The sequence below is a fragment of the Limnohabitans sp. 15K genome, from assembly GCF_002778285.1.
Lineage (GTDB): Bacteria > Pseudomonadota > Gammaproteobacteria > Burkholderiales > Burkholderiaceae_C > Limnohabitans_A.
This window is the reverse complement of sequence record NZ_NESM01000001.1, coordinates 1538246-1561255: the sequence shown is the minus strand read 5'-3', so window position 1 is coordinate 1561255 and position 23010 is coordinate 1538246. Positions and strand designations below refer to the sequence as shown.

At 60.5% G+C, this 23010-nt stretch carries 25 protein-coding genes; 10 read left to right on the top strand and 15 right to left on the bottom strand.

The annotated features are described in order from the left end of the window. Positions 1–31: 31 nt before the first annotated feature. From B9Z40_RS07415 to B9Z40_RS07395, 5 genes are read left to right on the top strand one after another with little or no spacing between them, the layout of a single operon-like run. Complete coding sequence (locus tag B9Z40_RS07415; RefSeq protein WP_100172571.1) at positions 32–1066, top strand: XdhC family protein; 1035 nt, start codon at positions 32–34, stop codon at positions 1064–1066. Between the two features lie 2 nt (positions 1067–1068). Continuing rightward, entirely contained in the window at positions 1069–1749 is a 681-nt protein-coding gene (locus B9Z40_RS07410) for an NTP transferase domain-containing protein (RefSeq protein WP_100172570.1), read from the top strand. Positions 1750–1768: 19 nt separating this feature from the next. Then, on the top strand, positions 1769–2485 hold the full coding sequence (locus B9Z40_RS07405; protein WP_100172569.1) for a TIGR02466 family protein: 717 nt from the start codon (positions 1769–1771) through the stop codon (positions 2483–2485). Beyond that, positions 2478–3593, top strand: coding sequence for a hypothetical protein (locus B9Z40_RS07400; RefSeq protein WP_143473936.1), 1116 nt, complete (start codon positions 2478–2480; stop codon positions 3591–3593). Before B9Z40_RS07405 ends, B9Z40_RS07400 begins: the two co-directional genes overlap by 8 nt. Positions 3594–3641: 48 nt before the next feature. Next, positions 3642–4643: an XdhC family protein gene (locus B9Z40_RS07395; protein ID WP_100172567.1), complete on the top strand. Its 1002-nt coding sequence runs from the start codon at positions 3642–3644 to the stop codon at positions 4641–4643. Positions 4644–4725: 82 nt separating this feature from the next. Here B9Z40_RS07395 and B9Z40_RS07390 read toward each other — a convergent pair whose 3' ends face one another. From B9Z40_RS07390 to B9Z40_RS07360, 7 genes are all read right to left on the bottom strand, one after another. Then, positions 4726–5886, bottom strand: a complete 1161-nt coding sequence (locus B9Z40_RS07390; RefSeq protein WP_100172566.1) for a glycerophosphodiester phosphodiesterase — start codon at positions 5884–5886, stop codon at positions 4726–4728. Positions 5887–6007: 121 nt separating this feature from the next. Further along, entirely contained in the window at positions 6008–6754 is a 747-nt protein-coding gene (locus tag B9Z40_RS07385) for a sulfite exporter TauE/SafE family protein (RefSeq protein ID WP_100172565.1), read from the bottom strand. Positions 6755–6840: 86 nt separating this feature from the next. Further along, entirely contained in the window at positions 6841–7674 is an 834-nt protein-coding gene (gene otnI / locus B9Z40_RS07380; RefSeq protein WP_100172564.1) for a 2-oxo-tetronate isomerase, read from the bottom strand. 57 nt (positions 7675–7731) lie between these two features. Beyond that, positions 7732–8391, bottom strand: coding sequence for an aldolase (locus B9Z40_RS07375; RefSeq protein WP_100172563.1), 660 nt, complete (start codon positions 8389–8391; stop codon positions 7732–7734). Between the two features lie 114 nt (positions 8392–8505). After that, positions 8506–9780: a 3-oxo-tetronate kinase gene (gene otnK, locus B9Z40_RS07370; RefSeq protein ID WP_100172562.1), complete on the bottom strand. Its 1275-nt coding sequence runs from the start codon at positions 9778–9780 to the stop codon at positions 8506–8508. Between the two features lie 84 nt (positions 9781–9864). After that, a complete protein-coding gene (ltnD, locus tag B9Z40_RS07365) occupies positions 9865–10767 on the bottom strand; it encodes an L-threonate dehydrogenase (RefSeq protein ID WP_199172502.1) in 903 nt (300 codons plus the stop codon). 10 nt (positions 10768–10777) lie between these two features. Continuing rightward, a complete protein-coding gene (locus tag B9Z40_RS07360) occupies positions 10778–11752 on the bottom strand; it encodes a tripartite tricarboxylate transporter substrate binding protein (protein WP_100172561.1) in 975 nt (324 codons plus the stop codon). A gap of 145 nt (positions 11753–11897) precedes the next feature. Here B9Z40_RS07360 and B9Z40_RS07355 point away from each other — a divergent pair, with 145 nt between their 5' ends. After that, entirely contained in the window at positions 11898–12755 is an 858-nt protein-coding gene (locus B9Z40_RS07355) for a class I SAM-dependent methyltransferase (RefSeq protein ID WP_233204819.1), read from the top strand. A gap of 14 nt (positions 12756–12769) precedes the next feature. Here B9Z40_RS07355 and B9Z40_RS07350 read toward each other — a convergent pair whose 3' ends face one another. Beyond that, positions 12770–13087, bottom strand: coding sequence for an NIPSNAP family protein (locus B9Z40_RS07350; RefSeq protein ID WP_100172560.1), 318 nt, complete (start codon positions 13085–13087; stop codon positions 12770–12772). A gap of 161 nt (positions 13088–13248) precedes the next feature. On the opposite strand from B9Z40_RS07350, the gene argE reads away from it, so the two are divergent. Together argE and B9Z40_RS07340 are read left to right on the top strand one after the other, a co-directional pair. After that, positions 13249–14481, top strand: coding sequence for an acetylornithine deacetylase (gene argE / locus B9Z40_RS07345; protein ID WP_100172559.1), 1233 nt, complete (start codon positions 13249–13251; stop codon positions 14479–14481). Between the two features lie 39 nt (positions 14482–14520). Further along, entirely contained in the window at positions 14521–15489 is a 969-nt protein-coding gene (locus tag B9Z40_RS07340; protein WP_100172558.1) for a tripartite tricarboxylate transporter substrate binding protein, read from the top strand. A gap of 18 nt (positions 15490–15507) precedes the next feature. Here the strand turns inward: B9Z40_RS07340 and B9Z40_RS07335 are convergent, their stop codons facing one another. The 5 genes from B9Z40_RS07335 to B9Z40_RS07315 all read right to left on the bottom strand — a co-directional run bounded on the left by B9Z40_RS07335 (position 15508) and on the right by B9Z40_RS07315 (position 19213). After that, positions 15508–16083: a YceI family protein gene (locus tag B9Z40_RS07335; RefSeq protein ID WP_100172557.1), complete on the bottom strand. Its 576-nt coding sequence runs from the start codon at positions 16081–16083 to the stop codon at positions 15508–15510. A 78-nt stretch (positions 16084–16161) separates the two neighbouring features. Then, complete coding sequence (locus tag B9Z40_RS07330; RefSeq protein ID WP_100172556.1) at positions 16162–16728, bottom strand: YceI family protein; 567 nt, start codon at positions 16726–16728, stop codon at positions 16162–16164. Between the two features lie 26 nt (positions 16729–16754). Beyond that, on the bottom strand, positions 16755–17297 hold the full coding sequence (locus tag B9Z40_RS07325) for a cytochrome b (RefSeq protein WP_100172555.1): 543 nt from the start codon (positions 17295–17297) through the stop codon (positions 16755–16757). Between the two features lie 21 nt (positions 17298–17318). Next, on the bottom strand, positions 17319–18104 hold the full coding sequence (locus tag B9Z40_RS07320; protein WP_100172981.1) for a dioxygenase: 786 nt from the start codon (positions 18102–18104) through the stop codon (positions 17319–17321). Positions 18105–18316: 212 nt separating this feature from the next. After that, positions 18317–19213: an NAD(P)-dependent oxidoreductase gene (locus tag B9Z40_RS07315; protein WP_100172554.1), complete on the bottom strand. Its 897-nt coding sequence runs from the start codon at positions 19211–19213 to the stop codon at positions 18317–18319. A gap of 87 nt (positions 19214–19300) precedes the next feature. Between B9Z40_RS07315 and B9Z40_RS07310 the strand changes: the two genes are divergently transcribed. Together B9Z40_RS07310 and B9Z40_RS07305 are read left to right on the top strand one after the other, a co-directional pair. Then, on the top strand, positions 19301–20188 hold the full coding sequence (locus B9Z40_RS07310) for a LysR family transcriptional regulator (protein ID WP_100172553.1): 888 nt from the start codon (positions 19301–19303) through the stop codon (positions 20186–20188). Between the two features lie 127 nt (positions 20189–20315). Next, positions 20316–21752 (top strand): NAD-dependent succinate-semialdehyde dehydrogenase, encoded by a 1437-nt coding sequence (locus B9Z40_RS07305; RefSeq protein ID WP_100172552.1) that lies wholly within the window; start codon positions 20316–20318, stop codon positions 21750–21752. Between the two features lie 111 nt (positions 21753–21863). On the opposite strand, the gene B9Z40_RS17380 is transcribed toward B9Z40_RS07305, so the two are convergent. Then, entirely contained in the window at positions 21864–21986 is a 123-nt protein-coding gene (locus B9Z40_RS17380) for a hypothetical protein (RefSeq protein ID WP_255408260.1), read from the bottom strand. 10 nt (positions 21987–21996) lie between these two features. Then, positions 21997–22965 (bottom strand): oxygenase MpaB family protein, encoded by a 969-nt coding sequence (locus B9Z40_RS07300; RefSeq protein WP_100172551.1) that lies wholly within the window; start codon positions 22963–22965, stop codon positions 21997–21999. Between the last annotated feature and the right edge of the window lie 45 nt (positions 22966–23010).

The following is a 23010-nucleotide window of genomic DNA, read 5'->3' as shown; positions in this document are numbered from 1 at the left end:
AACAACGTACAAAACATTTAAGGAAAGCGCCATGAACCGCAACGAATGGATCACCCAGGCCGCCCGCCTGCAAAGCGCCGATCAGCCCTTTGCGCTGGTCACGGTGCTCAGCGCCCAGGCCCCCACATCGGGCAAAGCAGGCGACAAAGCGGTCGTGACCTCTGACGGTCAAATTCACGGCTGGATTGGTGGCGGTTGTGCCCAACCGGCGGTCATCAAAACCGTGCGCCGCGCTTTGCTGGACGGCCAGCCGCGCAAAATTCGCATCTCCCCGTCAGATGAAAGCGCTGAGCGCGACTTGGGCGACGTGCTCGAATTCGGCATGGCCTGCCATTCGGGTGGCACGCTGGAATTGTTCATCGACCCGGTCATGCCCTCGACCACGTTGACCGTCGTGGGCGACTCGCCCGTGGCGCGGGCCTTGGTGGCTCTGGCCCCTCGTGTGGGCTTGCGCGTGGCAGTGGTGGCGCAAGGTGCTGTGCCCGCTGACTTTCCAGATGCTGACACGGTGCTGGCCAGCGACGAAGTGAGCGCAGTGAGTGCCCAACTGTCTTCCACACCGTTTGTGGTGGTGGCCACCCAAGGCCGCCGCGACCTGCAGGGCCTCAAAGTCGCATTGGCGTTGCAACCGCAAGGTTTGTGGTTTGTCTCCAGCGCCAAGAAAGCCAGCGTTTTGCTCAGCAGCTTGGTCGCCAGTGGTGAAGACCCCGCCGCCGTGGCCCGAATCATGGCGCCTGCTGGCGAGTTCATTGGAGCGCAGACGCCTGAAGAAATTGCCTTGTCGGTATTGACCTCGGTGGTCGCAGCGCGACGTGGGCGTGAACCTCAAGCTGCAGTGGCTGTCTCAGCCACTGCAGCCGCTCTGGCAAAACCCGCCGATTCGGTGCAGGCTTCTGTGGCAACAGCCCCTGTAGCCAGCAGTTGCTGTGGCGGTGCAAAAAAAGCGGCCATCTCTCAAACAGAGGCGGGATCGGATCTCAGCATTGCCCCGTTGAAGACCGTCGAGCCAATGGCCGCTTTGGCCAGTGTGGCCGTGTCAGCCAAATCTTCTTGCTGCGGAGGCTGATCATGGGTTGCATTCTCAAAGGTGGTGGCGGCTTGTACAGCCGCGTGGCGGTGGGGGCGGTGTTGTTGGCCGCGGGTTCAGGCTCGCGCATGGGCCATCGCCCCAAAAGTCTGCTGGAGCTGGGCGGTGTGCCCCTGATCCGACGCCAACTCATTGCGCTGTCGGGCGCCGGTGTGGACGAGGTGGTGGTGGTGCTGGGCCATTACGCCGAGCTCATCGAAGAGGCGGTGAAAGAATTTCCGGTCACGATGGTGCACAACCCTGACCCCGATGCGGGACAGATTTCTTCCTTGCGTTTGGGGCTGCAAGCCCTTTCGCCCAAACTCGATGCCGCTTTGGTGGCTTTGGCCGATCAGCCGCTGATCAACTCGCAAGACATCAATGACCTGATCGGAGCCTACAAAAAGCGGCCCGAGGGCGCGCAAGTGGTACAGCCCACAATTGATGGCCTGCCCGGTAACCCGGTGATGTTCAGCACCGAAGTGCGCGATCAAATTTTGGCAGGTGACGCGAACGTGGGCTGCCGCCAATGGCAAGCCGCCCACCCAGAACAAGTGCACACTTGGGTGAGCACCAACAGCCGCTACCGCACCGATGTGGACACCTTGGAGGACATCGCTGCCCTGGCCGCGCGCACGGGCCATCAACTCAAGTGGCCTGTCCATTTGGCCGTGACCGCATGAGCTGAATCAACCTAACAACATGTTGCAACCTGACCCGCTCCACACCCTTTGGCACACGCCCATCGGCGTGCACCGCTTGGCGCAAGCCGAATCGGTGAACGCTGTGTTGGTGCGGGTGTTCCAAACCATGCGGGCCACCGACCCCAACAACCCGGCCAATGCAACCCATGCGGGCGAGCTCAAACCGTTCTATGCCAGCCGGGACGACCTGCTGCAGCGCATCCGTTTGTCGGAATGGGAGCAGCTGGTGCGCTTCATCGTCGACAGCGTGCGCCAGACCGTGGTGCTGGCCAACCAAGGCGCTTGGCTTGAAGCCAAGCCGGGCTTTCAAATTGCGATGCGCGGCATCTGGTTCCAAATTTCCAGCCAAGGTAGCCACCACGATGTGCACACCCACGGCAACTGCTCCTGGTCAGGCGTGTATTGCCTGCAAGTCGATCCGCCAGAGCAGCGCAGTCAGCACCCGGTGTTGGGCGCAGCCAATGGCGTGACGCGGTTTTATGGCCCGCACTTCAACCGTTTAGGCGGTGCAGCCATGGATTTTGGCAATGCTTACCTGCAAAACGCCCACCTGGATATCGAACCGGTGCCGGGCCAGCTGGTGGTGTTTCCTTCATGGCTGTCGCACCAAGCCATGCCCTACCACGGTACGGCCGACCGGGTGATCGTGTCATTCAATGTCAGTGTGCATGCGGCGGGTGGCTCTGACCAACTGCATGGGTATGCCCATGTCTGACCACCCAAACTCTTTGCCTCCTACACTCATGGCCTTGACTCATGCGCGGGAAGTGGCGTATTGGATTGTGCTTTTGCTGGGCTGGCTGTGGCTGGGTGAGCAGGGCATGCACCTGGGATGGTCTTGGGCCAGTGGAGTGCTGGCGGTCGCCTTGTGGTGGTCTGTTCGCTTGTTTTGCCGGGGCAGTGCTTGGGCGCTGGGCTGCGCACCTTGGGTTATGGGACTGCTGGGACTGTTCACGGCGTTGGGCGCTTTTGGGCTGAAAAGCCAAATCGCCCAGCCATGGGCGCACGGCACTCTCTTGTGTTTGGCGGTGGTGTGGGGGCTGTGGATCGCGTTGATCGAAACGCGCAGTCAGGTCAGCACCTTTCAACTCGGCCCTTTGGCTTGGCACCCTGTGTTGGCGGCAGGCCTGTTGGCTTTGGGTTTGCTATGGCCCGCTGAAGAGCTTTTGACGCATCTGATGGTGCTGTTTTTGCTGGCACTGTGTGTTGGGGTTTTGTATGCGCATGAACACCTTGCAGCCTCAGGCACGACCGCTTGCCGCGGACAGCGAGCTGGCCTTGAGACCCTGCTTGCGCCTTCGGCCATGGGTTTGATGATGGGCACCTTATGGCTGGGCAATGCGTGGTGTGCCAGCTTGAGTTGGAGTAATGAGCAAATGGTGGGGGCCCACTTGGCGCTCATGGCTGGCTTGCCCACCTTGACAGCCTTGTTGACGCATGGGGCTAAGTCATGGCAAGCATCCCCCACAGCTCAAACCTGTGTCAGCTTGTCCTTGATTGTTGTGGGCGCACTCATGCTGCTGGGCAACAGCGCCTTTCATGGGGTGTTGGCGATGTTGCTGCCTTCACTGGCTTGGGCGGTCCATTGCAGCCGTCAGCGCATACCGCTTGGCCCTGCACACAGGCGGTCACCCTGGTTGACCCGCAGTTTCGCCCTTCTGCTGGGCCCGGTTTTGTTGGTGTGGGTGGGGGCTGCCAGTCCAACACAAGGCCCCTGGGCCATGCAGTCTGCGCTGGCGCTGATGGGCGTTCTGGCGGCAGGCCAACTGGTGTTTTTAGGGTGGCGAAAACAGGGTTTGCACTTAGCTTTTTCTGCGACCTGATGCCAATCGGCCAGCTATGATCATTTCAAAAATGGAGACGACAAACCCATGAACAGCATCGACATCGACGTGATCCGAACCGCCCTCGACTGGCAAAGCCGTGGCCACCGTGTGGTCATGGGCACGGTGGTTCGCACATGGGGCTCTGCCCCGCGCCCGCCGGGCTCCCTGATGATCATCCGGGGCGACGGCCAAGTGGCTGGTTCGGTCTCGGGTGGTTGCATTGAAGACGATTTGATCCGCCGTGTGGCCGAAGGCGAATTGGCCATGCGCATGCCCGAGACCACCACCTATGGCCAGACCGCCGAAGAGGTGCGCCGTTTCGGTCTGCCTTGTGGTGGCTCGGTGCAAGTGGTGCTCGAGCCGCTGTCGGCCACATCACAACTTCGAGAATTGCTGGTGCTGATCGAGCAACACCAGCGTGTAGAGCGGCGTTTGGACATGGCCACGGGCATGGTGCGCATGGTCGCCGCTACCGAGGGCGACAAGCTGCAGTTTGATGGCCAAAGCCTGACCACGGTGCACGGGCCGCGCTTGCGCTTGCTCGTCATTGGCGGTGGGCAGTTGTCACGTTATTTGGCAGCCATGGCGGTCATGCTGGACTACCAAGTCACCGTGTGTGAGCCCCGCGCCGAGTACCACGAAGGCTGGGAAGCGATGGCCGGTGTGACCTTGTCTACCCAAATGCCCGACGACCTGGTGCTCGCGATGCGACTGGACCACAACAGCGCGGTGGTGGCCGTCACACACGACCCCAAATTGGATGACTTGGCTTTGATAGAAGCCCTGCACACCCCGGCTTTTTATGTGGGGGCATTGGGTTCGCGCCACAACAACGCGCAGCGACGCCAGCGTTTGTTGGCGTTTGAAGTGTCCGAAGCCGAGGCGGCCCAACTTCGCGGCCCGGTGGGTTTGAATCTGGGTGCCCTGACCCCGCCCGAAATCGCCATGAGCATCGTGGCCGAAATGACGGCCATGCGCCGTGGCGTAGACCTGGGCCAAGCCCTCAGCAGCTGGGAAAGCTCCAAGACGGTGTGTGGTTTGGCTTGAGTGGGACCATAAAAAACCCAAACCTAGTCGACACCCGCATGGGCACCGCTCAGGTTTGGGTAGCAGACTGGTTAATGCCTGATCAGTTGCTTCGCACCGACTTCAAAGCGGCCACACCCGCAGCAGGGAAGTCGCTGAACACACCGTCAATGCCGAGCTTGATGTAGTACTCGATTTCGGTTTTCACATCTTTGAAGCCGAGGTCGTAGCCGCCGTCACCACGGAATGTCCAAGTGTGCACAAACAAACCCTTTTGGTGGGCCAATTCGATCACGCCCGTTGAGCCGTCCACGCGGCGATCGGCTTCGGTGATCTTGCCATCACCTGTGCGGTCAACCTTGTCGTTGACGGTTTTGACCAAGTATGGTTTCCATGGGCCCACACCGTCGGCATAGGTTTTGATGAAATCCAAACCGCTGGCGGTGACCAGGTCTTTGAAGGTGCGTGCGTCTTTGCTGACCACAAAGTCGTAGGGCTGACGCCATTCGTTGTACGTGGCGGTGTCGACCTGGATGCTGCCGTCATCGAGCACATCGTAAGCATCGATCAATTGAACCAGCTTCATATTGGTTTTGGTGTTCAGGTACTGGAGGTTGGACACCTCGAAGGACTGAATGAACACAGGGGCCGTGGCCACGTTGCCGTAGGCGGCATGCAGTGTGGCGACCAATTTGTCTTCAAACACGTTTTTGCCAAAACCAACATCCGTGGCGTGGAAAGTGGAGTGCTTGATTTCTGGGTAAATACCGACCGTGCGGCCCACTTTGGCGCCTTCGGTTTTGGCCAGAGCAATCACTTCATCCAAGGTGGGAATGGAGAACAAACCGTCATAAGCCTTTGAGCGGGCACCGTTGGGCTGGATGGCCCGCAGAGTTTTGATTTCAGCCAATGTGAATTCGCTGGCGAAAAACGCGGTTGTTTGCCTGCCGTCCACATTTTTGGTGGTCTTGCGGGTGGGGAACTTGGTGGCGACATCGGTGGTGCCATCGAGCATCGGCTCATGGCGGGCAATCATCACGCCGTCTTTGGTCAAGACCAGATCGGGTTCGATGTAATCCGCACCTTGGTCGATGGCGGCTTTGTAGGACTCCAAAGTGTGCTCAGGGAATGTGCCAGAAGCGCCACGGTGACCAATCACCAGTGGGGCATCGCCCGACAAGGTTTTAAAGAAAGGCGTGCTTTCCCCGCCGCAGGCTTGCAGCAAGGCCACGGACGCTGCCGCGATCAAATACTTGATGTTCATTTTCACTCCAGATAAGGAAGGGCTCTTCAGTGACACGGGTCGCTGAGACGTTCCAGTATGCGGAGTGGGTATGACGTTTTGATGAAGAAAAAAAGCAGATTTCGAGTCAGGCAGAGATGCGTCACATGGCCCCAATAACGTCCAAGATCAACTTGGCGGAAATCGCCAACAAGCCCACTTGCACCCATTTGAAGAACCAGTCATCGGCGATCTTGCGTGTGAGGTAGGCCCCCGCCACGGTGCCCACCAGGGCAAACGGGATCAGTACCAAAGCACCCATCAGTTCGGTTGTGCCATAGGGCTGCAGCGCGTGGTAAGGGCCCAACTTGGCCAGGTTGATGACAGCAAAAAACAAGGTCGAGGTGCCGGCAAACACCAGCTTGGGCAGTTGTTGGGGCAGCAGGTAAACCTGAAACGGTGGGCCACCCGCATGCGAGATGAAGCTGGTAAAGCCTGACAAGCTGCCCCAGAGCAACCCCTTTTTCCAGCTGGTTGGCCGTGGTGCTTGCGCGGTGTGGCGCTTGCGCCAAGCGTTGAGCACAAAGCCCACGCCCATGAGGCCAATCATCACTTTCACGGCCGTGTCCGACACCACCGATGCAGTGAGCCAGCCCACCAACACACCGCCCACACCAGCAGGAATGAGGATTTTCAGGTTGATGGCGCTGAAGTTCTTGCGGTACAACCACAGCCCCACCATGTCAGAGATGATGTAAATCGGCAGCAGCATCACCACCGCTTTGACCGGGGACATGAACAGCGAAAGAATGGGCACAGACAGCATGCCCACGGTGGGCAGACCGCCTTTGGACAAGCCCACCATGGCCGCCGCCAAACCGGCCCAGATCAGGTAATTCGCATCGGCCATGTCAAAGCAGGCCTTGCTCTGTGCTCAGACCTGACCGCACTTCTGAACGCACCACTGCTCGCATGTGCATGCTCATTTCTTCGGGTTCATAAATAGGCGCGTGCCCAGCTCAGGCCGCGCGAGGTGCCGCCTGCCGAGGCATCGGCCGGGTTGTACTCGCAGCCGATCCATCCGTCCCAACCGCATTCGGCCGATATCTTGTCGATGACTTGAAAGATGTGTGTCCAGTTCACTTCGCCTGTGCCGGGCTCGTGCCGGTGAGGCACCTCGGCGATTTGGAAATGCCCCACCCGACCTGTGGGCAGGTACTGGGCGATCTTGGCGCTCAAGTCGCCTTCGACGATCTGGCAGTGGAACAGGTCCATCTGCACCTTCACGTTGGCGGCACCCACCGCTTGCACGATGCGGTGCGCGTGGTCTTGGCGGTTGAGGTGAAAGCCCGGCACGTTGCGGGTGTTGATCGGCTCGACCAGCACATCACGCCCGGCTTTGGCCGCTTCGGCAGCGGCCCATTGCAGGTTGCTGACGAGGGTGGCGTCTGCGGCTTCAGCGCTGGCACCCTCGGCGCGTAAGCCCACCATGGCGTGGATGCGCGGGCAGTTCAGTGCCTCTGCATAAATCAGGGCTTGCGCAAAACCGGTGCGGAATTCGGCTTCACGACCGGGTACGCTGGCGGTGCCTCGACTGCCGGTTTCCCAAGCCTTGGCAAAGCTGTCGGTCTCGGTCCCGCCAGAGGGCGTGTTGAACAACACTTGCTGCAAGCCGTTGTTTTTCAGCCGTGCGGCCAGCTCTTGTGCAGGAAAGGCATAAGGGAACAAATACTCCACGGCCTTGAACCCATCTTTGGCGGCCGCTTCAAAGCGGTCCAAAAACGGCAAGTCGGGGTACATCATGGAGAGGTTGGCGGCAAAGCGGGGCATCGTGTTCTTTCGGTGTTCAGAGAAATTCTTCGCGGCGAGGGCGCCGCTCCTACGGGGTCACCAGCGTGCGCCAAAGGTTTGGCGCAGTTCGTCCAGGTCGGTGGCCCGCAGCGGCGGGGTGTGGGGTTGCAGCAGCATGAGCCGTGCGGTTTCTTCAAGTTCTTCGAGCGTGGCCATGGCGGCTGCGGGCGTGTCGTGCCACACATTGGGCCCTAGGCGCGGCAGCATCACGGCGCGGATCGGTGTGCCTTGCGCGGCGTGGCTGCGGATCAGTTGCGCCACTTCGTGGGCGGCATCGGGGCTGCCCGGGCGGTGGTAAAGCACCAAGGGCACATGACCGACTTTCATCACAAAGTAGGGCGTGATGGGGGGCAGCAACTCGGGGCCGTCGGCGTTGAGGCTCAGCGCCACACAGTGGGTGCTGTGGGTGTGGATCACGCAGCGCGTATCGGCATCGTGCTCGCACGCTGCGGCGTAAATTTGGCGGTGCAAGGCGATGGTTTTGCTGCCCTTGTCGCCACTCAGCTGCTGGCCTTGTGGGTCCAACTTGGCCAGGCGCGCCGGGTCCAGAAAGCCCAAACACGCGTCTGTCGGGGTGATCAAAAAACCGTCGTCTAATCGCACGCTGATGTTGCCCGCCGTGGCGTGCACGTAGCCGCGCTCAAACAGGCTGCGGCCCACGCGGCACATCTCTTCGCGGGCTTGTGATTCATTCATGCACGGTCTCCAAAGGGCATGGATTCATTGTAGGAGCCCCGCACTCGGGGCGAATGTCTGTGGGCTGCGGACGCACCTTCGCAGCGGGGGCGCCGCTCCTACAGGGGACATGGGTCATGGCAAGGCGACAAAAGCTTTGGTGAAAAAGTCTTCGGTGCCGAAGTTGCCCGACTTGAGCGCGATGTGAACGCCTTCTCCGTTGGCAGAGTGCGCATGGCACCACGGCACGCCCGGGTCGATTTGCGGGCCGATTTGCAGCTGCGCAATGCCCAGCGCCTGCACGCAGGCACCTGAAGTTTCGCCCCCGGCCACCACCAGCTGCTGCACGCCCAGGTCCACCAAGCCACGGGCCACAGATGCGAGCGCGTGCTCGACCAAAGCACCCGCCTCGGCCACACCCAGCTGCGCTTGCACGGCTTTGACGGCCTCGGGCTCGGCGGTGGAATAGACCAGCACCGGGCCGCCCTGGAGCAGCGGCGCGGCCCAGACCAGCACCTGCTGCACGACAGCTTCGCTTTGGCCGTTCATCAGCGCCGCCGGGTTGATCGCCATCGCGGGGCGGCCTGTCGCTTTGAAGTGCGCCACTTGCGCGTTGGTGGCCACAGAGCAGCTGCCCGAGACGACTGCTTGGAGGCCACTGGCCTTAGGCAATTGGCTTGCTTGCAGCGAAGGCTTCAAGCCAAAGTTGGCGGGCAGGCCAATCGCCACGCCCGAGCCAGCCGTCACCAGCGGCATGCCCTTCAAGGCAGGCCCGAGCCGATGCAGGTCGTCGTTGCTGGTCGCATCCACCACGGCCACGCCCACGCCTTCGGCACGCAGCGCGGCGATGCGTTCGCGGATCGCGCCTTCGCCTTGCGCCACAGTTTTGTAATCGATCAAGCCCACTTTGCGTTTCGTTTGTGCCTGCATCACGCGCACCAAGTTCGCGTCGGTCATCGGCGTGAGCGGGTGGTTTTGCATGCCCGACTCGTTGAGCAACACATTGCCCGCGAACAGGTAACCCTTGAACACGGTGCGGCCGTTATCCGGAAAGGCCGGGGTCGCGATGGTGAAGTCCGTGCCCAGCGCGTCCATCAGCGCCTCGGTCACCGGGCCGATGTTGCCATCGGGTGTGCTGTCAAAGGTCGAGCAGTATTTGAAATAAATTTGCTCTGCCCCTTGCGCCTGCAGCCACTTCAAGGCGTCGAGTGATTGCGCGATGGCCTCAGCAGCCGGAATGGTGCGCGACTTGAGCGCCACCACCACGGCATGAACATCAGCGGCCAATGGGGATGTGGGCACACCAATCGTCTGCACCACTCGCATGCCAGAGCGCACCAGGTTGTTGGCGAGGTCCGTCGCGCCCGTGAAGTCGTCGGCAATACAGCCCAGTTTCAATGTTTTGGTCATGGTTGGCTTGTGTTTGGGTGTTGTTGTGGGAGGCCGCCCCTGCGGCCGAATGCATTCGCGCGCAGGGGCAAGCGCCCACAACGGTCAGGCACCTTTTTTCTTCGGCAATTCAATGCCCGGAAAAATCTTGATGACCGCGCTGTCGTCTTCTTTGGCAAAGCCCGCCGTGCTGGCCTGCATGAACATCTGGTGTGCGGTGCTGGACAGCGGCAACGGAAACTTGCTGGCACGCGCCATGTCGAGCACGATGCCCAGGTCCTTCACAAAAATGTCCACGGCTGACAGCGGCGTGTAGTCGGCCGCCAGCACATGGGCCATGCGGTTTTCAAACATCCAGCTGTTGCCTGCGCTGTTGGTGATCACCTCATAAAGAGCTGCTGCATCCACGCCTTCGCGCAGACCCAGCGCCATGGCTTCGGCCGCAGCGGCGATGTGCACGCCCGCCAGCAGTTGGTTGATGATCTTGACCTTACTGCCCGCACCCGCGCTGTCGCCGAGCTTGTAGACCTTGGCGGCCATGGCGTTCAAAAACGGCTCGGCCACGGCATAGGCCTCGGGCTTGCCCGCGGTCATCATGGTCATCTGGCCAGAAGCTGCTTTGGCGGCACCACCCGAGATGGGCGCGTCTACATAACGCAGGCCCATGGCTTCCAAGCGCGCTTCCAAAGCCACCGACCAGTTCGGGTCCACGGTGGAGCACATCACGAAGACGCTGCCGGGTTTCATGCTGGCGGCGCAACCGGGTGTGGTGCCATCGCCAAAGAGCACGCTTTCGGTCTGCGCGGCATTGACCACCACCGACACGACCACGTCGCACGCTGCGCCCAACGAAGACAGTGAATCGTGCGCTGTGCCACCGGCGTTCGTGAAGGCCTCGGCCACTTCGCGGCGCACATCAAACACCTGCACGCTGTGCCCGGCGCGGCGCAAAGACTGCGCCATGCCCGAGCCCATGGCCCCCAAACCAATCAGTCCAACTGTTGTCATGTTTGTGCTCTCAATCCAGGTTGATCTTGGCGTAGGCCGCCACTTTTTTCCACTGCGCCATGTCGGCCTGCATGAAGCTGGCCATGCCTTGGGCGTTCACCCAAGTCGGCTCGGCGCCGGCTTTTTGGATGGCGGCCTGGACTTCGGGCTGCTTGGCCACACGCTCCAGCGCTTGTTCCAGCTTTTGCGCCACCGGTGCAGGCAAGCCCGCAGGCGCGGCCACGCCGAACCAGGCAAACACTTGGTAACCCTTGACGCCCGCCTCTTCCATGGTGGGCACATTGGGCAAGGCGCTGCTGCGCTGGGGCGTGGTCACGGCCAAGGCCTTGAGCTTGCCGCCATTGATCAGGCCCAATGCCGAGGGCAGGTTGTCAAACATCATGCTGACCTCGTCGGCCATCACCGCCGTCAGGCCAGCGGCGGCACCCCGGTAAGGGATGTGCGTGATAAATATGCTTCCTAAGCTTTTGTAAAGTTCGGCGCTCAGGTGCAAGGACGTGCCTTGACCGTTGGATGCGTAGTTGAGTTGGCCAGGCTTGGCTTTGATGCGGGCGCTCAAATCGGCCACGCTCTGGATGCCTGAGGCCGGGTTGACCACCAGCACATTGGGCACGCGGCCAAGCAGGCCCACTGGCACGATTTGCTCTGGCTTGTAAGGCAATTTGGCATACAGGGCCGGGCTGATGGTGAGCGGTGGTGACGCCATCAAGAGTGTGTAGCCGTCCGCCGCGGCGCGGGCCGCTTCGGCCGCGCCCAGGTTGCCGCCGGCACCGGGCTTGTTGTCGATGACGATGGGCTGACCCAGCTCTTGGCCCAGCTTGGGGGCGATCAGGCGGGCCATGTTGTCGATCAGGCCACCCGGTGGGAAAGGCACCACCAGTTTGATCGGGCGTGCGGGCCAGGCTTGCGCCAGCGCTGACGAGGCCATGAAAGGCGTGGTCAGGGCCAAGGCGGTCGCCGCCACGAGCCAATTTCTGCGTTGCATGGGAAGTCTCCTGAGGGGAATTGATCAGGTCATCATACAAATTTTATGCTTGGTGTGTATCGGGATTTGTCCGAAGCCTGGGGATTTGTGCCCAAAGTGCCATCGTGATTGCTTTAGAGTGATGCCGATGACCTTTGAGCACCGCATGCCAAAATTTTTCTCAACATGCCTTTTTGCCGCCCTTTTGCTGTTGCAAGGGTGTTCCCACTTAACCCCGGAAACCTACGCCCCCAAGTTGGGGCAAATGGGCAAGGACGTGATGTGGTTGCCCACACGCGATGAACTGGTGACCCAACTGCTCAAGGCTGCTGGCGTCACGGCCGACGACGAGCTGGTGGATTTGGGCGCAGGCGACGGCAAGATTCCCATTGCAGCGGCTGCGCAATTTGGCGCGCGCGCTTGGGGTATTGAATACAACAAGGACCTGGCAGCGCTGGCTCAGCGCAATGCCCAACGCGCTGGCGTGGCAGACCGCGTGCGCATCGTGCATGGCGATATCTTCCAAGAAGATTTTTCCAAAGCCACCGTGGTCACGATGTACCTGCTGGAAGAGCTGAACGCGCAGTTGCGCCCCACCATTTTGGCCATGCGCCCGGGTACGCGGGTCTTGTCCAACACGTTTTCTATGGGCGATTGGGAGCCCGACCAGGTGATCCGCGCAGGCAGCAACACCGGTTATTTCTGGACCGTACCCGCCTTGGTGCAGGGCCAGTGGACTGTGCAAGGGCTGGGCACAGGCAAACCAGCAGCGCTGAGCCTGGCCCAAAAGCACCAGCGTTTGGGCGGCAGCTTGAACTTGGATGGTCAAGTGCAAACCTTGCTGGGCGCGCGCATGGACGGCGCTGACTTGCATTTCAGCTTTGTCAATGCCGAGGGCCAGCTCAAATCCGTCAAAGCCCAGGTCAACGGACCCACGCTGGAAGGCGAAGTCACAGGCCCCTACGGCATGGTCGAATTGCCGCCCGAGGTGGTCAAAATTTCGGGCCGTCGCCTGAGCGATTGAAGCAAGGCTTCAAATCAGGGCTGCGGTCCCCAAGGGGCCGACAGCATGAGCTTGTTTTGCTGCTGCGCAATCAGGGGACGGATTTTGGCGGCGAACGCCATGAATTCTGCGTCGCCATAGACCCCGGCCCAAAAGGCGCGGCGGTCGGCATCGTCGTCAAACTTCCAGACATGGATCAGCTCATTGATCGCCCCCACATCGCCCGTGAAATAGCCCACCAGTTTTTGGGGGTGTTTGGCCAGCGCAGGCCAACCTTCGTTTTTGTAATGCGAGACGACCTCGGACATTTTTCCGACGATCACGTTGTAAGTGCGCAGTTCATAGATGGCCATGACAACTCCAATAAGTGAATGAGCTGCCCACTTTAGGCGCACAAGCCGCCCCCAGATGTCGGCAAGGTGACGCAAGGCGAAGGGCACACTCCGCAGCGGGCAGTTAGGCCCTGTAAGATGAAATACGACGCACAACGTGTGCCCCTTTAACGGAGTCCCGCATGAACGCCCCGCTTTCCCACGCCGCTTTGTCACCTGTCCAAGCCCCCATCCAAGCCTCAGATCTCGCCGCCTTGCCGCTGATCGAAAAATGGATCGCCTTTGCCACGGTCTCGCGTGACAGCAACCTGGCCTTGCTGGACTGGACCGAGGCCTACCTGAACGATCTGGGCATCACTTGCAGCCGCACGTACGATGACAGCGGCCAAAAGGCCAACCTCTGGGCCACACTGCCCGCGCACGATGGCGAAACCAAAATTGGTGGCTTGGTGCTCTCAGGCCACACCGATGTGGTGCCTGTCGACGGTCAGCCTTGGGAAACCGACCCGTTCAAAGTCGTGATCCAAGGCGACAAGATGTACGGCCGGGGCGTGACCGACATGAAGAGTTTTGGCGCGACCTGCCTGATGATGGTGCCCGAGTTGCTGAAAAGAAAACTCAAGCGCCCGATTCATCTGGCTTTCAGTTACGACGAAGAAGTCGGCTGCATTGGCGTGCGCCGCATGATCGCCGACATGCAGGCTCAGGGTTTCAAGCCAGCAGGTTGCATCGTGGGCGAGCCCACCGGCATGCAGGTGGTGATTGCGCACAAAGGCAAGCATGCCTACAAAACCACGGTGCATGGTTTTGAGGCGCATTCCTCGCTCACCCCGTTGGGTGTGAACGCGGTCGAAATCGCTTGCGAGTTTGTCGCCAACCTCAAAAGCATGCACCGCGAGCTGGTGCAAAACGGCCCCTTCGACCCGATTTACGACGTGCCCCACACCACCGTGCACACGGGCGTGATTTCAGGGGGCACAGCGCTCAACATCATCCCGCGCCAGTGCGAGGTGACTTGGGAAATACGCCACCACCACATGAACACGCCCGAAGCGCTGTTTGCAAAGGCCAAAGCCTTTGGCGAGAGCCTGGTGCCCGCCATGCAGGCGGTCGCGCCCGAAACGGGCATCACACACGAACTGAAATCGGTGCTGCCCGGTTTTGCCACGGCCGCTGACAGCGAGATTGCGCAGCTGTGTTTTGACTGCGCCGGGGTCGACCCGGCCAGTGGCGCGGGCAAGGTGTCGTTTGGCACGGAAGCTGCTCTGTTTCACCAAGCGGGCGTGCCGACCATCGTGTGCGGCCCCGGCCACATTGCGCAGGCGCACCAGCCCAACGAGTGGGTCACGCTGGACCAGTTGGCTTGGTGTGAGCGCTTCATGCGCCGCCTGGCCGACCGGGTGTGCGTGGGCTGATTTTTTTCAACGGTTTAAAACCTTCTCAAGGAAACACACATGATCCAACGTCGTGAACTTTTATCGTCCAGTCTCGGCATGGCCATGCTGTCAGCGGTGGGCTTGGCCCAAGCCCAATCCACCAAAACGGTGCGCATCGTGGTGCCCTTTGCGCCCGGTGGCGTGCAAGACATCCTCGCCCGCTCGATTTCGGTCGAGTTGGGTGCGGCCTTGGGCCAGACCGTGATCGTGGACAACCGCGCTGGGGCGGGGGGCACCATTGGCACCGGCTTTGTGGCCCGCGCCGAGGCCGATGGCTCGGCCATGGTCATGGCGGCAGCCAGCCACAACATTGCCGGATCGCTGTACACCAAGCTGGCTTATGACCCCCAAAAGGACTTTTCGCCGCTGGGCCACATTGGCAGCGCGAGCTATGTGCTCATGGTGCACCCCGATGTGCCGGCCAAAACGGCGGCCGAATACATCCGCTACGCCAAAGCCAATCCCGGCAAGATGAACTACGCCACGGCAGGCGTGGGCAGCGCCACGCATTTGTCGATGGCGTACTTCAATGGCTTGGCGGGCATTGACGTGGTGCATGTGCCGCTCAAAGCGACGGGCGAAGCCATCAACGAAGTCATTTCGGGACGTGCCCAAGCGGTAATTGCCGCCAGTATTGGCGCGCTGGCTTTTGCCAAAGACAGCCGCATCCGTTTATTGGGCGTGACCTCACCCAAGCGCAGCAAATACCTGCCCGACCTGCCCACCCTTGCGGAAAGTGGCTTGCCGGGTTACCAATTTGACTCTTGGTTTGACCTGTTGGGACCCGCCGCTGTGCCCGCAGAGCAAGCCAACCGCATCCATGCCGCCGTGAGCAAATTGCTCAAAGACCCGGCGATCTTAGAGCGCTTGGACAAGCAAGGCATTGAGCCGCGCGACATGAGCAACGCCGATTTCGGCAAGCTCTTGGCTGCCGACTATGTGCGCATGGCGCAGGTGGTCAAGGCCTCGGGCGCGAAGATCGACTGACCTGCCCCGGGGTGGCGTTCAGGGGGCCACGGCTTCGATGGCGATGTCGATGCGCACCTCGTCACCCACGTAAGGCGCGTATTTGCCGGCATTGAACTCGGTGCGCTTGATGGTGGTGAAGGCGTTCGCGCCCAAAGCGGGCTTTTTCATCATCGGGTGGGGCGTGGCTTGAAAGCCGGTGACCGTCAGGGTGACGGCTTTGGTCACGCCTTTGATGGTCAGGTTGCCTTCGATCGCTTTGGGTTTGTCACCTTCGAACACCACCTTGGTCGATTTGAATGTCGCTGTAGGGAACTTGGCGGTGTCCAAAAAGTCTTCGCCTTGGATGTGGCCGTTGAAGTCCACAGAGCCGGTGTTCACGGATTTCATGTCAATGCTGATGTCCACCGAGCCAGTTTTGGCTTCGGCATCGAGCACCACTTTGCCGGTGGTGTTGGAAAAGCTGCTCAACTGGGTCGAATAACCAAAGTGCGAATATGAAAAACGCGGGAAAGTGTGCGAGCTGTCCACGTTGTAAGTGACGGGTGCAGCGAGCGCTGAGCCTGCGGCCAAAGCGATGGCCACAGCGGCGCTGAGTTGTTTCAAAGATGTCATGGAAAAGCTCCTGTTGATAAAAGGGGAAGGCGAGAGAGGGGCATGGTTTCCCGCTGTCGCACGAATGGCGTCTAGGGTTTATTTGCCCAGTGCTGCGGTGATGGAAAAGTTGACCTGGATGTCGTTGGCGACCACATCGAACTTGGCCCACATGCCCTCGCCAATGGTGTAGTCGGCGCGTTTGAGGGTGAAACTGCCCGTGAGTAGGCCGTCTTTGCCCTGTGCGGTGTGCTTCATGGGAAACTTCACGTCGCGCGTCAATCCTTTGATGCTCAACTTGCCTTGAACTTCGTATTGGTTGGGGGCGGTTTGTTGGATGTGTTGTGCCACAAACTGGGCCTTGGGAAAGGCGGCGGTGTTGAACCAAGATTTGGTGACCACTTCCTGATCTGCTTCGGACGAACCGGTGTCCACACTGGCCAGATCGACTTCAAAACTGGCCTTGCCTTGCTCTGCTTTGGCTGGGTCGAGGCTGAGCTGTGCAGCAAACTTTTTGAAGCGACCCTCCACGCTGACGCCCATTTGCTTGTAACTGAAGCTCACGCTGCTTTTGGCGGGCACGATGGACTGGTAGGGTGCGGCTTGGCTTTGCGAAGCCAATGCGGCTGCAGACAGGACGATCAGAGATTTAAAAATGAAGTTCATGGGTGTGGGTTGAGCAAGATGACAGTTCAGCGCGTGGGCCACATGCGGCGCAGCGTGTGGTCTTTGTGGATGAAGTGGTGAAAAAACGCAGCAGCGGTGTGACCCGCGATCAACAGCAGCAAACCGATGTTCAGGGCTTCGTGCAACTCGGCCAGGTTCTCACCCAGCAATTTGTCTTTGCCGATCAAATCGGGGATCGGCAACACCCCAAACCAGACGGTCTGGAAGCCTTTGGCTGAACTCATCAACCATCCAGAGACTGGAATGCAGATCATGAGCGCATAGAGCAAAAAGTGGCCTGCATGGGCGGCCCACTGCAGGGTCGCGGACATGCTGTCAGGCATGGCGGGTGGCTGGTGCGTGATGCGCCAGGCCAAGCGCAGCCAGACCATTACAAACACACTCACCCCGGCCCATTTGTGCCAGGCGTAGTACTGCAGCTTGTCCGGTGACAGGGGCAAGTCGCTCATGTAAAAACCCAGGGCCAAGAGGCCAAAAATCATCAAAGCCATCAACCAGTGCAGGCTTTGGGCGGTGCGCGTGTAGCGCAAAGAGGGATCGGTTGTCATGGTGGGGTTCCTTTGCAAAAGTCAGTGGAATGTGTAGCCGTCCATGGCGATCACATGGTCACTGATACCCCGAAAAAATGCCTCTGGCTGTGCGTTGGCACCCGCAGCGCCCAACGCTGTGAACAGCGGCAGCAGGTGCTCGTCGGTGGGATGGGCCCGTTGGCCTGCTGTTTGTTGGCGGTAAGCCAGCAAACCGGGCACATCACGCTCGACCATGTGGGTGTGGATCCAGTCCGCAAAACCCTGCACGTAGTCTGGGGTGGCGCCGCCTTGCATGCGCACCACCATCAAGTCGCGCAGGTTGTGGGTGATGTTGCCCGAACCCATGACCAGGATATTTTGCGCAGCCAGTGCGGCCAAGGCCTGGCCCACACGGTAAGCGTGCGCAGGACCCAATTGGCTTTGCACCGACAGCGGCACCACTGGGATGTCGGCATCCGGAAACATTTGCCGCAGCGGAATCCATGCGCCGTGGTCCAGGCCGCGCTGGGCGTCTTGCAAGGCGGGCAAGCCCGCATTTTGCAAAGCCGTGACGACCTGCGCTGCCACTTCTGGGCAACCCGTGGCGGGGTATTGCATCTCGTACAAGCGGGGGTCAAAGCCACCGAAGTCGTGAATGGTGCTGGGCCGGGTGGCAAAACCCACGGTGGGCACCACCGTGTCCCAGTGCGGGCTGACCACCACAACGGCGCGCGGCGTGCCCAGTTGCGGGACGATCTGGCGCATGGCCGCGCCTGCTGCGCCGGGATGCAGGGCAAACATAGGGGAGCCGTGGGGCACAAACAGGACAGATCGGCGGGTGGACATGGTGGTGAGCAACAACAGACTTTGAGGTGGGGCAGCGCGTCGAAAGAACCTTACGCTGCCAATAGGTCCCACTTTAGGCGCTTCAGGAGCTTTGAAAAAGTGGTCAATGTGCAAATGATTGTTGCAATATTGGCAACAATTGGCGTGATCAGCCCCTGTCTTCGCAAACACTTGTGTGAATGGATGGGGTCTGCGCCTGACCGACTCAGGGCTTAGGGCTTAGTGCTTGTTTGACCTGCTGACCAATGCGCGACGATTTCAGGCAGCAAGGTCTGTGGGTCCACTTGTTGGCAGGCGGCCGACATGGCGCTGTGCAGTGCGTTGGCCACGGCATCGTGCGATCCGGTTTCGCGGGCCATCTCGGCGTAATAGCCGAGGTCTTTCAAGGTGTTGCCCATCGAAAAGCGCAGGCCTGTGCTTTCGCCACGCAGCAAAAAGGGTTTGAGGCGTTCCAACGCTGCGCCCCAGCCGCCGCCCTTTTCCAGCACCTCTGCGAACACGGCGTCGTCGATGCCCGAACGGCGTGCGCATGCGGCAGCTTCGGCCAGCAGCGTGACCGAACCGAGCGAGACAAAGTTGTGCAGCAGTTTCATGCGGTGGCCCGCACTCACAGACCCCGCGTGAACGATGTTTTCGGCAAAGGTAGACAGCAGCGGGCGGCAGGCTTCCAGCAAGGAGGCATCGCCCCCGACCAGCAGGTTCAACCGGCCTTGCATCGCCTCATTGGGGGTTCGGGTCATGGCCGCGTCCATGAAGCGCACGCCGCGCTGCGCCAATTGCGCGGCCACTTGCAATGTGGACTCGGGCATGCTGGTGGAGCAGTCGATCACGGTCATGCCTTCGCGCAGACCGGCCAGCAAACCGGTGTCGCCCGCCAAAATGGCCTCGACCTGGGCCGAGCCGTTGACGCACAAAATCACCACGTCGCTGGCTTGCGCCACCGCCTGGGGCGTCTCGGCGGTTTGGGCACCCGCTTCGATCAATGCCCCTAAAGGCTGATTGCCAGGATGCGTCAAGGCGGTCAGGGCATAGCCCTTTTTGACAATGTTGGTGGCGATGCCCAGACCCATGAGGCCCAGACCGATCATGCCGATGCGAGGGTTTTGCATGTGCGTTCTTGGTAAGTGGTTGACGGTGGTGAATTCAGTTTACAGCTTGCACGCGCGCGAGCTGAAGCTGTTGCAGAATCCACGGCAATGGACAAACTCGATGCAATGCAAACCTTTGTGCGTGTGGCGGAGGCCGGCAGCTTCACCGCCGTGGCCGACCAACTGCAGGTGGCCCGCTCGGCAGTCACGCGCCAAATTGCGGCGCTGGAAAAAGGACTGCACGTCAAACTCATCACGCGCAGCACACGCCGCTTGGCCCTCACGCCAGCGGGTGCGGCCTACCTTGAAAAGTGCCGCGTCATTCTGAACATGGTGGACGCCGCAGAGGTCAGTCTGAACGAAGAAAAAGCCGAAGCCCGGGGGCGCATCCGATTGGGTTTACCGATCAGCTTTGGACTCCAAAGGCTCATGCCTGCCTTGCTCGAATTTGCGAAGGCCCAGCCCCATGTCGAGCTGATGATGGATTTCTCGGACCAACGGGCCAACCTGATTGAAGAAGGCATTGACCTGTCGATCCGCATCACCGGCAATTTGCAGCCCGGCGACATCGTGCGCCAATTGGGGCAGGTGCGCTTGCTCACGCTCGCTTCACCGGCCTATTTGTCAGCCCATGGCCAGCCGCGGGAGCCCCAGGATCTGACCCAGCACACATGCCTGCTGTATGGCATGACCTTGAATGCTGCGTCCTGGGGCTACAGGGTCAATGGCCATTTGCAAACGGTGGCCGTGCGTGGCCGAATACACGCCAACAATGGCTTGGCCTTGACGCAGGCTGCAGCCCAGGGCATGGGCATCACCTTGCAGCCAGACTTCATTGCCGAGCCCTTTTTGGCGACGGGTGAAGTGGTGGAGGTTTTGCAGGATTTCAGACAAGACCCCATCGGCATTTATGCGGTGTTGCCCAGCAATCGGTACATCCCACACCGTGTGAATGTGCTGCTGGAGCATTTGGCCGCACGTTTGCGTTCATCGTGAGCCAAAGACGCTGTCCCGAGGTTGACGGGGCTGTCGTGAAATCAGGCCACAATTTGCCTGCGCTGTGACCAACGGACTTATTGCTTTTCCCTTTTCTCTCTCAAGACCCTCTTTTCAGGACCTCGCCATGACTTATCCCAACACCCAACTCTTCATCGATGGCCAGTGGTGCGATGCCGAAGGCGGCCGCACACTGCCCGTGTTCAACCCCTCTACCGGCACCGAAATCGGTCGCCTGGCCCACGCGGGCATTCCCGATTTGGAGCGTGCCGCACAAGCCGCACAAAAGGGCTTTGAGATTTGGCGCGACACACCCGCCAACGAGCGCAGCGTCATTTTGCGCAAAGCTGCCGTATTGATGCGTGAACGTGCCCCGCAAATTGCCGAGCTGCTCACGCAAGAACAAGGCAAGCCCTTGGGTGAAGCCAAAGTCGAGGCCATGTCGGCGGCCGACATCATCGAGTGGTTTGCCGAAGAAGGCCGCCGCGTCTATGGCCGCATCGTGCCGCCACGCAACGTGAATGTGCAGCAGCAGGTTTTGAAATTACCGGTCGGCCCCGTGGCTGCCTTCACGCCCTGGAACTTCCCCATCAACCAAGCGGTGCGCAAGATGTCTGCCGCATTGGCCACCGGTTGCTCGATCATCGTCAAGGCCCCGGAAGAAACCCCTGCCGCCCCAGCCGAATTGATTCGCGCTTTCCATGATGCGGGTGTGCCCGCTGGCGTGATCGGTTTGGTCTATGGCACGCCCGCCGAAATCTCGAACTACCTGATCGCCCACCCGCTGATCCGCAAGATCACCTTCACGGGTTCGACCCCCGTGGGCAAGCAATTGGCCGCCTTGGCGGGCCAGCACATGAAGCGCGCGACCATGGAGTTGGGCGGCCACGCCCCCGTCATCTTGGCCGAAGATGCCGACATCGGTCTGGCCTTGAAGACCGCCGGTGCCGCCAAGTTCCGCAACGCGGGCCAGGTGTGCATCTCGCCCACCCGCTTTCTGGTGCACCACAAGATTGCCGACGAGTTCGCCCAGCGCTTTGCCGAGCAAGCCCAAGCGCTGAAGGTGGGTGATGGCCTGACTGCAGGGACCCAAATGGGGCCGCTGGCCAACGAGCGCCGCTTGGCGGCCATGCAGGCCATCGTGCAAGATGCCCGCGCCAAAGGCGCCAAGGTGCTCACCGGTGGTGAGCGCATTGGCACACAAGGCAACTACTTTGCGCCCACAGTGCTGTCACACGTACCGCTCGACGCCGATGTGGTGAACAACGAGCCGTTTGGCCCCATTGCCGCGATCCGCAGTTTCGAGAACATCGATGATGCGATTGCCGAGGCCAACCGCCTGCCCTTTGGTTTGGCCGGCTATGCCTTCACCAACAGCATGAAAACCATGCACCAGCTGAACCAACGTTTGGACGTGGGCATGTTGTGGGTCAACCAGCCCGCAGCGCCTTGGCCAGAGTTGCCATTTGGCGGCATGAAGGACTCGGGCTACGGCTCCGAAGGTGGCCCAGAGGCGCTGGAGGCCTACCTGAACACCAAGACGGTGTCGATCTTCCACGCTTGATGGCAAAGGCGCGCGTCTGGGCGCGACAGCGCACAGACGTGGCCAAAGAACAAGCCGATGATGGGCCGATGGACAAACACCGGAGCCCTTCATGACCCAGCACAACATGTGTCAATGTGTGATCGCCAGCATGCTGAGCACCACGGCCACGGCTTGGGCGCAAAAACCGGTGGATTTCCCGCCATTGGAGAACACCGAGCACAGCGTGCCGGCGAGACTGCAAGGCGCGGTCAAGTTTTCGGACTCAATTTTTTCGATCCGATTCAGCCACGTCGAATTTGGCTGCCATGCGTTGCTTGGCCCGCGCTGCTACCCCAGTGTCGGCAAAAGCCCAGGCGAGTGACGCACCCATACCTTGCAAGGCCGTGCGCACAGCGGCTTGCTCCACAGCGCAAGCACGCTCGCGCTCCAGCAGCGACAGCGCCCAGTCGGGCAGTTGGTGAAAGGCGGCTTTCACGATCAGGCTGACCAAGGGGCGGTCCAGCGGTGAGCAAGGGTAGTTCTCGATCAAGTGCAAAGTCTCGCGTGTGCGCTCGTCCACCCGCAAATCAGAGCGGTAATCTTGCAATTGCATCAGCGCTTGGTGTTGGGTCTGCGACAGGTCGTGCGCGCCTAAAAGCTGCCCCACTTGCGCCATTTCAGCAAAGTACTGGTCTTGCTGAGCAGAGGCCAAAGGCTGCAGTGACAAAGCTTGGTAAGCCCGCAAAAAACTGGTCGTCTCGCCCAGGTGCACCCAGCGGATCAGTTCGGGGTCATTGGCCACATAAGGCGTGCCGTCAGGCAGCGTGCCGCGAATGTGTGCATGGATGCGGTTGACCCGCTCAATCGTTTGCATGGCCGCTGCTTTGCCGCCATAGGTGGTGGTGGCCACAAACAGCGCAGTGCGCCCCAACCGCGCCTGCAACTGGGTTCGAAACTTGGAATGGTCCCAGACCGCGGCCAAAGCCCTGGGGTGCAGGGCTTGCAGCATGAGCGAGGACAAGCCGCCGGTCATCATGGCCACAAAATGGGCGTGGACTTGCCAGGCCACCGAGTTGGGACCAAACAAGCCGGGGTCGCCAGCGGGCTCCAAAAAGTCACGCGCATCGCCCGTGGCCCCGGTCATGGCCCGCACGCGCTCACCCAGCTGTGCTTTGAGCTGAGCGCTCAACGCAGTCTGGATCGGTTCAAGCCAAGCTGGGCAGGGCGGCAAAAAGGCAGGGTGTGTGAACATGGTTCAAACAAAGTGCTTTGGTGGCGGTTTGAAGCAATGCGTAGA